At 50.1% G+C, this 12366-nt stretch carries 13 protein-coding genes; 8 read left to right on the plus strand and 5 right to left on the minus strand.

All coding sequences use genetic code 11. The features are described from left to right. Positions 1 to 6: 6 nt before the first annotated feature. From U9S71_RS07260 to U9S71_RS07275, 4 genes are all read right to left on the minus strand, one after another. Entirely contained in the window at positions 7 to 777 is a 771-nt protein-coding gene (locus U9S71_RS07260; RefSeq protein ID WP_326326361.1) for a succinate dehydrogenase/fumarate reductase iron-sulfur subunit, read from the minus strand. 79 nt (positions 778 to 856) lie between these two features. Beyond that, positions 857 to 2788 (minus strand): fumarate reductase/succinate dehydrogenase flavoprotein subunit, encoded by a 1932-nt coding sequence (locus U9S71_RS07265; protein ID WP_326326363.1) that lies wholly within the window; start codon positions 2786 to 2788, stop codon positions 857 to 859. 10 nt (positions 2789 to 2798) lie between these two features. Next, entirely contained in the window at positions 2799 to 3572 is a 774-nt protein-coding gene (locus U9S71_RS07270; protein WP_326326365.1) for a succinate dehydrogenase cytochrome b subunit, read from the minus strand. Between the two features lie 175 nt (positions 3573 to 3747). Continuing rightward, positions 3748 to 4344 (minus strand): porin family protein, encoded by a 597-nt coding sequence (locus U9S71_RS07275; RefSeq protein WP_326326367.1) that lies wholly within the window; start codon positions 4342 to 4344, stop codon positions 3748 to 3750. A gap of 383 nt (positions 4345 to 4727) precedes the next feature. Here U9S71_RS07275 and U9S71_RS07280 point away from each other — a divergent pair, with 383 nt between their 5' ends. The 7 genes from U9S71_RS07280 (at position 4728) to U9S71_RS07310 (ending at position 9755) form a co-directional block, all read left to right on the plus strand. Next, on the plus strand, positions 4728 to 4943 hold the full coding sequence (locus U9S71_RS07280) for a CsbD family protein (RefSeq protein WP_326326368.1): 216 nt from the start codon (positions 4728 to 4730) through the stop codon (positions 4941 to 4943). A gap of 8 nt (positions 4944 to 4951) precedes the next feature. Continuing rightward, the gene (locus tag U9S71_RS07285) at positions 4952 to 5302 is read left to right on the plus strand and encodes a tRNA-binding protein (protein WP_326326370.1); all 351 of its coding nucleotides are present in this window, start codon (positions 4952 to 4954) and stop codon (positions 5300 to 5302) included. Continuing rightward, positions 5299 to 5775, plus strand: a complete 477-nt coding sequence (locus tag U9S71_RS07290; RefSeq protein ID WP_326326371.1) for a nucleoside deaminase — start codon at positions 5299 to 5301, stop codon at positions 5773 to 5775. The genes U9S71_RS07285 and U9S71_RS07290 overlap by 4 nt, the downstream gene beginning before the upstream one ends. 166 nt (positions 5776 to 5941) lie before the next feature. Then, entirely contained in the window at positions 5942 to 6550 is a 609-nt protein-coding gene (locus tag U9S71_RS07295) for a superoxide dismutase (RefSeq protein WP_326326372.1), read from the plus strand. Between the two features lie 102 nt (positions 6551 to 6652). After that, a complete protein-coding gene (locus tag U9S71_RS07300; protein ID WP_326326373.1) occupies positions 6653 to 7666 on the plus strand; it encodes a zinc-binding dehydrogenase in 1014 nt (337 codons plus the stop codon). Positions 7667 to 7743: 77 nt separating this feature from the next. Beyond that, positions 7744 to 8394: a peptide-methionine (S)-S-oxide reductase MsrA gene (msrA, locus tag U9S71_RS07305; protein ID WP_326326374.1), complete on the plus strand. Its 651-nt coding sequence runs from the start codon at positions 7744 to 7746 to the stop codon at positions 8392 to 8394. Next, positions 8394 to 9755: a hypothetical protein gene (locus tag U9S71_RS07310; RefSeq protein ID WP_326326376.1), complete on the plus strand. Its 1362-nt coding sequence runs from the start codon at positions 8394 to 8396 to the stop codon at positions 9753 to 9755. Before msrA ends, U9S71_RS07310 begins: the two co-directional genes overlap by 1 nt. Here the strand turns inward: U9S71_RS07310 and U9S71_RS07315 are convergent. Then, positions 9750 to 10769, minus strand: a complete 1020-nt coding sequence (locus U9S71_RS07315; protein WP_326326377.1) for an energy transducer TonB — start codon at positions 10767 to 10769, stop codon at positions 9750 to 9752. The two genes, U9S71_RS07310 and U9S71_RS07315, sit on opposite strands and share 6 nt — an antisense overlap. A 229-nt stretch (positions 10770 to 10998) precedes the next feature. Here U9S71_RS07315 and U9S71_RS07320 point away from each other — a divergent pair, with 229 nt between their 5' ends. Next, positions 10999 to 12363, plus strand: coding sequence for a Gfo/Idh/MocA family protein (locus U9S71_RS07320; RefSeq protein WP_326326379.1), 1365 nt, complete (start codon positions 10999 to 11001; stop codon positions 12361 to 12363). The last annotated feature ends 3 nt before the right edge of the window (positions 12364 to 12366 follow it).

Consider the following 12366-nt stretch of genomic DNA (forward strand, 5'->3'; position numbering starts at 1 on the left):
ATTGGCTTAGTGCACTTCTACATCCTTGAATATTTTGGCGGTGAGGTATTCGCGGTTCATCCGCGCAATATTGGTCAGTTTGATACCTACCGGGCACTCGGCCTCGCAGGCCCCCGTATTGGTACAACTGCCAAAACCTTCCGCATCCATTTGTTCAACCATGGCCTGGGCGCGACTGTACCGTTCGGTCTGACCTTGGGGTAACAACGCGTATTGCGATATCTTGGCCGATACAAACAGCATGGCTGAGGAATTTTTACAAGCAGCGACACAGGCCCCGCACCCAATACATGTGGCCGATTCGAACGCTTCGTCGGCTATCACTTTTGGAATGGGAATGCCATTTGCATCGGGTACACCGCCCGTGTTTACATTGACATACCCGCCGGCTTGTTGTATACGATCGAATGCGGTGCGGTCTACTGCCAAATCCTTGATAACCGGAAATGCTGAAGCGCGCCACGGTTCGATGACAACGGTTTGCCCGTCATGAAAGCTCCGCATATGGAGCTGGCAGGTAGTGGTCAATTGTTTTGGACCGTGCGGTCGGCCATTGATATAAAGTGAGCACATGCCGCATATGCCTTCGCGGCAATCGTGGTCAAAGTGGATAGGGTCTTCGCCTTTCCGTACCAGCTCTTCGTTCACCACGTCTAGCATTTCCAGGAAAGACATGTCTGGCGATATGCCATTCGCTGGGTACGTTACAAACTTGCCCCGGGTATCGTTATTCTTTTGACGCCATACTTTGAGCGTCAGGTTCATGTTTCCACTCATGATTTTTTGCTTTATGCTATACTTCGTTTCGCGCTATGTGCTACGGCCAGCAACTGATGACTAGCGACCTACGACTTAATTACTTGTAACTTCGTTGTGTCAATTTAACGTATTCAAACTCGAGCGGTTCTTTGTGTAGCGTTTCCGCTTGGTCGGCCCCTTTATATTCCCATGCCGCTACGTAGCTGAAGTTTTCATCGTCGCGTTTCGCTTCGCCTTCTTCGGTTTGGCTTTCATCGCGGAAGTGGCCCCCGCACGATTCGCGGCGGTTGAGGGCATCGTCTACCATCAGCTCACCCAGCTCGAGGAAATCCGCTACGCGGCCGGCTTTTTCGAGCGACTGGTTCATTTCCTCATTTTCACCCAGTACGGTTACATCGTCCCAAAACTCTCGCCGTAGTTCTCTGATGAGCCCTTTGGCTTTGATAAGGCCCGCCTCATTACGTGCCATGCCGCAGTATTCCCACATGATGTGACCGAGCTTTTTGTGGATGTCATCCACCGTTTTATTTCCTTTCAGCGAAAGCAGCCGGTTTACGTGTTCTTCTACCTCTTTTCGGGTTTTTTCGAAATTCGGATGATTTTTATCAACGGGGGCGAAACCCAATCCCGCGAGATAATTGCCCACGGTGTAAGGGATAACGAAATAACCATCGGCCAAGCCCTGCATCAGTGCCGACGCCCCCAGCCGGTTAGCGCCATGGTCAGAAAAATTACACTCGCCCAGTGCATACAGCCCCGGAACGGTCGTCATCAGGTTATAGTCTACCCACACACCGCCCATGGTATAATGTACGGCCGGATAGATGCGCATGGGTTGCTTGTACGGATTTTCATCGGTAATCTGGTAGTACATATCAAACAGATTGCCATATTTGGCACGTACCGCATCTTCCCCCAGTCGCGCGATGGCGTCTTTAAAATCAAGGAATACCGCTACACCCGATGCCCCGACACCCCGGCCTTCGTCTACCACCTCTTTCGCATTGCGCGATGCCACATCGCGCGGCACGAGGTTACCGAAAGAAGGATATTTACGTTCCAGGTAATAATCGCGGTCTTCTTCTTTGATATCCGCGATTTTAATTTCGCCTTTGCGTAGCTTCTGCGAGAGTTCGATTGTTTTCGGCACCCACACGCGACCGTCGTTGCGCAACGATTCAGACATCAGCGTCAACTTAGATTGGTGATCGCCCGTTACCGGAATACAGGTGGGGTGTATTTGCGTATAACACGGGTTGGCAAAAAATGCACCCCGTTTGTGGGCCCGCCATGCCGCGGTGACATTACAGCCCATGGCGTTGGTAGAGAGGTAAAACACATTGCCGTAGCCGCCGGTACATAACAGTACCGCATGGCCTTCGTGCGACTCGATCGCCCCGGTGACCATATCGCGTGTAATGATGCCGCGGGCGTGGCCATCGATGGTGACCAAATCCAGCATTTCATGCCGGTTATACGTTTTCACTGTGCCTTTGTGGATTTGGCGGTTCAGCGCCGAGTAAGCACCGAGCAATAGCTGCTGCCCCGTTTGGCCACGCGCATAGAATGTACGCGAAACCTGGGCACCTCCAAACGAACGGTTGTCGAGCAACCCGCCATATTCACGGGCAAAGGGCACGCCTTGCGCCACACATTGGTCGATAATATTTACCGATACTTCGGCCAAGCGGTGTACATTGGCCTCGCGCGAACGGTAGTCGCCGCCTTTTACCGTGTCATAAAACAACCGGTAAACGCTGTCGCCATCATTTTGGTAATTCTTAGCAGCATTAATACCGCCCTGGGCAGCGATGGAGTGTGCCCGGCGCGGGCTGTCCTGGTAGCAAAATGTCTTTACATTGTAGCCAAGCTCGGCGAGAGACGCCGCAGCAGACGAGCCGGCCAAACCGGTACCAACCACAATGATAGTGTATTTCCGCTTATTGGCCGGATTGACCAACTTCAGGTTAAACTTATGTTTCGACCATTTTTCGGCCAATGGCCCTGCTGGTACTTTCGAATCTAACATCACAAAATAGCTAGTTTGCAAAAAAGAAATATAACGGCATGGCCGCAAACCCAATGGGAATAACTACGCCGAACAACCAAACGCCAATGAACCGGATAAGAGGTGCATACTTTTTATGGTCCCAACCCAACGTTTGAAATGCACTCTTGAATCCGTGAATGAGGTGGAACGAGAGTGCTCCCATGGCGATGACGTAAAATGCCACGAGGATCCAGTTGCTAAACGCGAATTGGACCTGCTTATACAGGTCTTTGGTCTTTAACACTTCAATATCGTTGTCAACATACTTCACATAGTCGGTGTATTCTTCGCCAATCAACTCCGTTACTTTGGTTTCTTGGGTGGCTAGATCGGTTCGGTATTCCACGTAAGGCACTCCATCGTTGTGGTACTTCCACCAAAAATTACTCATGTGGGTGACAATGAAGACCAATAAAATGGTTCCCAGTATTCCCATGTTCCGGGAGCTCCAGGCGCTATTTGCAGACCCGTTATAGACCGCATAGCCTACCGGCCTTGCCCGTTTGTTTTGTATGGTTACGATCAGTGCATAAATGGCGTGTATAACGATAGACGCATAAAGCAAATACGAAACGATTTTAATCGGCGTGAAATGCGTCATAAAATGCGCATAGTCGTTAAACGCTTTCCCTTGGTCGTTATAAAATAGCTGAAGGTTACCGATGAGGTGGACAATCAGAAATGTGCACAAAAACAGACCGGTTAAGCTCATAACAAGCTTCTTCCCAAGCGATGAGGAAAGCAGTGGTTTGGACTTATTCATTCTCCTCTGAGTATTTAATTTTGGTAAGCAAATCTACCAATTGATTCAATACGTGGGAAAACAAACAAGCAAAATCCTTAATTTAGAACTGTTCTAATGTTTTTAAGGAAGATAAAGCAAAAGCGCCACGCGGGTAATCGCGTGGCGCCAAGTGTATTTTTGCTAACAGCAGTGGTTAAAACAACCGGTAGCCGACACCTACGGTCCAGAGGTTAACCTTTTGCGGAGCACTGTCATTCTTGCTCAATTCGCTCAGTCCGTGTTCGTAACGAGCATCAATGCGGAAATTGCTGATATCGAGCCCAAGTCCGCCGGTTACTGCCCACGCTTGGTTTTTGTATTCGCTGAACTCAGGAACTTGTGCCAGCGCGTCACCAATATTTTTGTCGACAACGAATGACACTACAGGACCGGCAACGATACGCAATCCGGCAGGTCCGAAGCCGATACGCGTTCCCAGCAGCAAAGGCAGGTCTAGCGATGTAAAGCTCACTTTACCTTCTTCGTTTTCTTCGACTAGTTTGGCTTCCGAGCTTTTGCCGGTTAAATATAACTCAGGCTGAAAGTGTATCCCTGCTCCGCCAATACGTGCCCAAACACCCGCTTGGTATCCCGTACGGGTACTTGCATCCAGCCAATTGCCTTCGTCAGATTTCAAGCTGGAAAAGTTAAGGCCCGCTTTCACCCCAAACTGAAGGCTTGGCAGCAATTGAGCGTTGGCGCCGAAAATCGTAGCGGTTACGAGAAATGCAATAATAAGGTACTTTTTCATAGCATAATCATTTTTAAATGTTTATTCGTGTACTGTTGTGCAACCTTAGCAAAATTCAAGCCGAAAATTGTTGCAATACCGGTGGTTTAGGGTATCGTCGGGACTGATTTAGGCTTCCCTTACCCCAGGTTTACTTATTCTTTACCTGTTATTTACCACGTAGGTAAAGCTTTGGTAAGGAATAGGTAAGGAAAAGGTAAAGAATAGGTAAAGAACTGGTAAGGAAAAGGTAAGGAACTGGTAAGGAAAAGGTAAGGGAGAAGTAAGGCAGTACTAAGTGAGTGGTAAGGAAAAGGTAAGGAACTGGTAAGGTTACGCGTAAAAACAGTGGCCATTTGCACATCAAAGCAACATTCGCTAAATTTGTGGCAAATCAATCGTATATGGCGGCTATCAAAATCACCCCAGAGGAATGGGAAATAGCGAAGGCAAAGTTCCAACGCAAATATAATCATCTTTCGGATGAAGACCTCGCTTTCGAACCGGGGAAAGAAGACGAGTTGATCGGCCGGTTGGCAAAGCGCGTGCGGCGGAGCCCCGATTACATCCTCTTTACCTTGAAAAAGGGGATCGCCGATTTAGAAAGTAACCGGTTATAACGAAATCTTTGGCGCACGTGAAGGACGAGATTTCATGGCATGATTTTGAGAAGGTTGAACTGCGCGTCGGCACGGTCATCGCCGTCGATGAATTTCCAAAGGCGCGTAAGCCAGCCTATAAGCTGACCATCGATTTTGGAACAGCAATCGGGATACGCCAGAGCAGCGCCCAAATTACCAAACATTACGGTAAAGAAGAATTGGTCGGAAAGCAGATTATTGCTGTGGTCAATTTCCCAAAGAAGCAGATAGCCAATTTCATGTCCGAATGCTTGGTGACCGGTTTTGCCGACGAAAATGGGGATATCGTGCTGAGTACGGTGGAGCGACCGGTGCCAAATGGGGCCAGATTAATATGAAATACGTCAACTTTGAAGATTCTGGAGACGCTATCCCCGATGAGGTGTATATGCGAGAGGCACTCCGTGAAGCGCAGAAGGCGCTTGAGCAGGATGAGGTGCCTATTGGCGCGGTAGTGGTTGCCGGTGGGCGGATTATTGGGCGTGGCCATAACCTCACCGAGCGGCTGAACGATGTGACCGCCCATGCCGAAATGCAAGCATTTACCGCGGCTGCTAGTTACCTCGGCGGCAAATATCTACGCGATAGCACCTTGTATGTTACCATAGAACCCTGTGTGATGTGTGCCGGTGCCGCTTACTGGACGCAGGTCGGTCGAATTGTCTTCGGTGCACGCGATGAAAAACGTGGCTTCTCGAAATTCGGCAGCCAAGTATTGCATCCCAAAACAACCCTGTCCCATGGTGTGTTGGAAGCGGAATGCGCCGACCTAGTTACGTCATTTTTCCGTAATAAACGGACCCGTCGGTAATTTGAAACCGTGGCTGCAAACAAAACGGCCCAACAAATGTTGATATTACGCCGTTCTCGCCACAATGAGTGAGGGTAAGGCGGCAGGGTGGTTGCAATTATCTGCAACTTTGACTAAGTTTGTCCAACACGAAATTATTAATTTTTAACTTAAAGGAACATATACTATGGCTTTTGAATTACCGGCGTTACCCTACGCCACAGATGCACTGGAACCCCATATCGATAAAGAAACGATGGAAATCCACCATGGCCGCCACCATAAGGGCTATGTAGATAACCTCAATAAGGCGATTGCGGGAACCGATGCCGAAAACCTATCACTAGAGGACATCTGCAAAAACATCTCGAAATATAGCGGTGCCGTACGCAACAACGGTGGTGGTCATTACAACCATTCCTTGTTTTGGACCATCCTGTCGCCAAATGGCGGTGGTACTCCTTCTGGTGACCTGGGTGCTGCTGTAGACGAAGCCTTCGGTTCATTTGATGAGTTGAAGAAGAAGTTACAGGAAGCCGGTGCTACCCGGTTCGGTTCGGGATGGGCATGGCTTGTGGTGGATGGTTCGGGCAAATTGCAGGTAACCTCAACCCCCAATCAGGATAACCCCCTGTTTGATATTGCCGAGGTGAAAGGTACACCGATCTTGGGTATCGACGTGTGGGAGCATGCTTACTACCTGCAATACCAAAATAAACGCCCGGGATACCTGGAGGCTATCTTCAATGTAATCGATTGGGATGCCGTAGCCAAGCGCTATGCCGATGCGAAATAAGACGTAACAGCATAAAACAAGAGCGGCCATATCCGGTATATGCGCCGCTTTTTTTGTCTGTCGTCTATTGTCTAGTGTCTGTTGTCTAATGTCTATTATTTTATGGCTCACCAAAAAGCAATTGTCCTTAACGGCGTCAAAGCGCCGTTGGTGTTAACAGAAGTACCGGTTCCAACGGTCGGCCCGGGCGAGGCCCTGGTACGCATCAAAGCTGCCGCCTTGAACCGACGGGATTGGTGGATACAGCAAGGGCAGTATGCCGGCCTTCAATTTCCAATTGTCCTGGGCTCGGACGGTGCAGGTGTTGTGGAGCAGGTGGGAGGTGAAGACCAAAACCATTGGATAGGCCGCGATGTTGTGATCAATCCATCTTTTGCATGGGGCGATAAGGAGGCCCATCAAGGGAGATCGTTCCACATCCTCGGACTGCCCCAAGATGGCACCTTTGCAGCATTTGTACGTGTGCCCGTGGTCAATTTGCACGAAAAGCCCGCGCACCTCTCTTTTGAAGAGGCAGCTGCATTGCCGCTCGGTGGATTAACAGCCTACCGTGCACTCTTCAGCCGGGCTGCCCTAAAAAGCGGCGAGAAGGTGTTGGTAGTAGGGGCTGGCGGTGGCGTAGCCACCTTTGCGTTGCAGTGGGCGCTGCATGCGGGCGCCACGGTATTTGTTACGTCTAGTGCACCGGCCAAGATTGAGCGGGCCATGGCCCTGGGTGCTGCGGGTGGTGTTTTGTATACCGATGACAGCTGGCCTCAGCAACTCCAGGAACAGGCCGGCGGCTTCGATATCATTGTAGACAGTGCCCTGGGCGAGGGTGCGGTTCATTACCCCGACTTGGCTAATCCCGGTGGTAGGATTGTGTTTTTTGGTGGTACGGCCGGGAATATACCCGCGTTGAACGCGCGCAAGCTATTTTGGAAACAACTGTCGCTATTGGGCACCACGATGGGTTCGCCGGGCGACTTTGCCGACATGTTAGCGTTCGTAAACCACCATGGTGCCGTACCCGTGGTACATGCAACATACCCCTTGGAAGAAGCAGAGGTTGCCCTGCGCCAAATGGATCAATCGACCCAGTTCGGTAAAATCGTATTAACGGTAACCGCTACCTAAAATGGTGTATTTTACGTGTTTCCCTCGCAAAGCCGCCTAAGCATTCGTATCTTTGTTTATAGAAAGGAACCGAAATAATGAGGTTATTATTTATGTTAATGGGCGGGATGATGCTACAAGCAGCGTGCTCGCAAGCCACCGACTCGAAGGCTAGCCAAACGCAGCTGTTCACGGCTAGTAACGATTCACTACCCGGGATAGATACCGCCACGTTTGCGGGTGGATGTTTTTGGTGCACCGAAGCCCAATTCAAGCAGTTGGCCGGTGTGGATACCGTGATCTCCGGCTATACAGGCGGAAAAGTTGCCAACCCCACGTACAAACAGGTAACCACCGGACGTACGGGCCATGCCGAGGCCATCAACGTGGTGTATCGGCCTGGTGAGATTTCCTACGACGAACTGCTTGAGGCATTTTTTACCGCCCATGACCCCACCCAGCTCAACCGGCAGGGCAATGATATCGGCACTCAATACCGATCGGCTATCTTTTACCACGACGAAGCCGAGAAAGAAAAGGCCGAGTATTACATCCGCCGGTTGACGGAGGAAAAGGTCTATGATCAACCTCTTGTAACTAAACTGGAACCTTATACCGATTTCTATATCGCCGAAGATTACCACCAGAATTACTATAATCTTAATCCACAGCAGGCATATTGCCAGTACGTCATCGTGCCCAAGTTGGAGAAGTTTAAAAAAGTATTCAAAGAGCGGTTGAAGAAATAATGATGAAATTCCCTTTCCATACTACCGTAGTCGTATTTTTTCTGATCGTTTATATTGGCGCCAACACGTCCACCGCTCAACAATCATTCCCCGCGACGATTTCTTATGAAAATGCGCTCCAACGTGCGCAGCTCGAGGATAAGTTGCTGTTTCTGGTCGTCCATCAGGGAGACAGCCTATTGTCGCGGTTTCCTACGTCTTTTTCCACCAACGTACGCCAATCCCTGGCGGACCGGTTTGTGTCGGGCGTGATACCGTTGGCACCGGATAGCATATACCATCCGCTCCACCAGATGCTCCACTTGCGAGGCTCCATATACTTATTCACCGATCCGGATGGTGTGCCGTTACTGCGTTACAACCGGCCGATCGATAATGAAGATACCCTGATGAAGCTAATCGATTCGGTGCGCGTTATCGCCGAAGGCGAAACGATGGGTAAGCTGTTGCACCAGTACCATAAAGGCGTGCGGAACCGAACCTTGCTGACGGCTTTACTCAAGCAATACCAAGCATTAGACTTATATACCGATCAGCAGGTGCTGAACGATTACCTCTCCATGTTGACCGTGCAGGAACTGAACAATTTCGAAACGGTCGTATTCCTGCTGGGTTGCGGACCGTCTTACAACAGTAATGCGTATCGTTTGGCCCGCACCAACGACAAGATGGTCGACAGCCTGTATGCCGCACTGCCGCTACCGGAGCGGAAAAGAATCAACGGGCGGATCATCGAACAGACGTTCCGCGAATCATTGGATAAACGCGTTTACAACCATGGTGTTGGCCGGTTTGCTGCCGGCACTTGGCGCCCCCACTACTTACGTGTGGGGATGGGACAGTCGTATTATTCGATGGAATACAAACGGCTCTTAAAAGACACGACTGCTTACATCAATGCCGCACGGAATTACTACAATGCGTTTTACTACCGTGTTAGCCCGGATTCGTTGGCTAAACTGGACTTTGCCTATCAACAAGGGGATGACATACCCGATCGGGGAAACGTATTGGACAGCGCGGGGACGATTGCTTTTCTGAAGTGGCTGCCGAAACGACGTAAGCGGTACGAAAGCGAGCAGGCGCGTGGCCTGAACGTTGCAGGGCGCCAATTCCTGTTTTTTGGTATAGGCAACCTGAGCGCCCTATTCGACGCCATCCGGTGGCAGCAGAAAGCAGTAACCCTCCGGCCCGATAACCCCTGGTATCGCCATACGTTAGCCATGCTGCTCTATCAGGTAGGCTTCTACGCCCAGGCAGAAGCTGAGCAGAAGCTCGCCATGACTTACCTGGAGAAAGATCCGATCCGCCACCAATATATGCACGATATCCTCGCGCAATTGCAGGCACGGACATTATGATTGTTCGCGCTTTTCGGGGGGCGGCGGGGATAGGTTAAGCCGGATGGGGATGTTATATTTGACCCGGACCGGCACACCCCGCTGGTAACCCGGTGTCCAGTGCGGCGATTTCTTCAAGACTTCCACCCCAGCCGTACCGGTACCATATCCCAGATCGTTCACGATCTCGATTTCGACGGGTGCACCAGCGGTATCCACTACGAAGCTAATCAGCACCTGCCCGTTTACGCGTGCGCGGATTGCCTCCTTCGGGTATCGGTACCTTTTTCCGATAAATTGCATCAGGTTTTGTATCCCGCCGGGATATTCGGGCGAAACTTCCTGATTGTCGTAAGGGAACTGTTGGCCGAGGCTGTCGGTCGTCATGCCCTTTGTAACCACCCCACGGGTATACCATTCTTCAAATCGGTACCTCCCTTCCCGGAATGTACCTTCCCAGCGCCCTTCGCGAAGGCCGTCTGTATACCGGCCACGCTCGACATCGGAATCGCCGATCGTGATTTCCGCGTCACCATTTCCATCCTCCACATACGTGTTTCCCAACGAATCGGCATAGTACAGCATTCGGGTCCGTACCTCATGGTCTTCCTCGCTTCCTTCGTCCATCGGGAGGTAAGTCGTGCGTTCCTTTAACACACCGTTCCGATAGTAGTATAACGCCGTGTCGGCAGGCCGGTTTTCGACATAACGGACCGCCGATGCCAACGCGCCGTTGTCAAAGTAGGATTCAACCAGCCCCACAAAGTTGATACGCCGCGGGTCCGCCGTTTTGACAAACCCGTGGCGCTTCAGGTTTCCATCGGGGTAATAGTCGTTCAGTTCATGCACCCCTTCGTCATTGGGAGTAATTTGTATGATATTCGTATACGCTGCGGAATCTTTATGCGCGGTGTGGCCACCGTTTTCCTTTACGTAGGTAACGATGGTCTCTTGAGCCAGTACACGCATACATGGTATACACATCGCCAAGGATAGCCACGCGAGGGTTACCAACCCGGTGTTTAAAGTTTTCATATTCGTCATCATAATCATGCGGAAAAAATCAATGCATATTACACTTTTTTTCGAATTTATCGGCTGACGCCACGTAATATTTTGTACCCTTACTGTTTCCGTAATGCACTTTTAAGCCGATAGATCAGAGAAAAAATCAACGCGTTTAACATAAAAGTTTGATCAAAGGTGTATCTTTACGGTTAAAGCAACAAGTAACTAGCTCATTTCATTAAACCTGATTAAATTTATGGAAAGAAGGGAATTTATCCGTAAAGGTATGATTGGCGCCACCGGTGCGGCATTGACAACGACCGGCATGAGTGCAAAATCCTACGCCTCAATTCTTGGGTCCAACGAACGGGTTAATGTGGCGGTCATCGGCATACGCGGAATGGGCCAAAACCACATCGAGGGTTACTCAAAGCTTAAAAACGCGCGGGTGACCGCGCTATGCGACATCGATCGGAATTTTTTTGAACCCCGAATCAAAAAACACTTTGTGGACAAGGGGCTGGAAAAGCCAAAGACATATACCGATTTGCGTGTCTTGTATGAAAATAAGGAGGTCGATGCCGTTTCCATTGTGACGCCGAACCATTGGCATGCGTTGGCCGCGATATGGGCGATACAAGCAGGCAAACATGTTTCTGTCGAAAAACCGTGTTGCCATAATATTTACGAAGGCCGTAAGTTAGTGGAAGCCGCAGAAAAGTACTCGGTCATTGTGCAGGATGGGGCCGAGCAAAGGAGCAACCCCTGTGCGGAAAGCATGGCTGATTTTTTGCATGCCGGGAAACTGGGTGAAGTGTATATGGCCAAAGGCATTTGCTATAAACGGCGCAATACCATCGGGCGCACGCCAGACGAACCGATTCCGCCAGGTGTAAATTATGACCTGTGGTTGGGCCCGGCGCCCGAACGCCCGTTTTCGCAAAACCGCTTCCATTATAACTGGCATTGGAATTGGGATTATGGAAATGGCGATATCGGCAACCAGGGGGTTCATGAGATGGATATCGCCAGGTGGGGGCTTAATGTTACCTTGCCTACCCGGATCACCTCAATTGGCGGCCATTTCATGTTTGACGATGACCAGCAAACACCCAATACGCAACTCACTGTCTTTGAATTCCCAAACGCCCAAGGTGGCGGCGACGCGAAAAAGCTCCTGCAATTTGAAGTGCGCCATTGGCTTTCAAATTCTGAAGGAATCGACGGGGAAAACCCGAATGACAACACGTATATGGTAAGTTCGGATAATGAGGTAGGTAATTTGTTTTTCGGATCAAAAGGCTACATGACTAAAAACCTCAATCAATGGCAAACATTTATGGGCGATAAGAAGGAACCGGGGGAAAGCGGAAAAGGTTTCGGTAACCACTATGCAAATTTTATCGATGCGATCCGGTATAACGACCAAAAATTGGCAAAAGGAGACATTAGGGAAGGGTTTTATTCCTGTGCGCTCATCCATCTTGGCAATATTGCGTATCGCTTGGGGCGAACACTGGATTTCGATCCAGTAGCCATGAAATTCATCAACGATCCGGAAGCCGATGCGATGCTCACCCGCGAATACCGGTCGCCTTTTATCGTTCCGGATGTAGTGTGAAAG

The sequence above is a fragment of the Parapedobacter flavus genome, assembly GCF_035818675.1.
GTDB classification, from domain to species: Bacteria; Bacteroidota; Bacteroidia; order Sphingobacteriales; family Sphingobacteriaceae; genus Parapedobacter; species Parapedobacter flavus.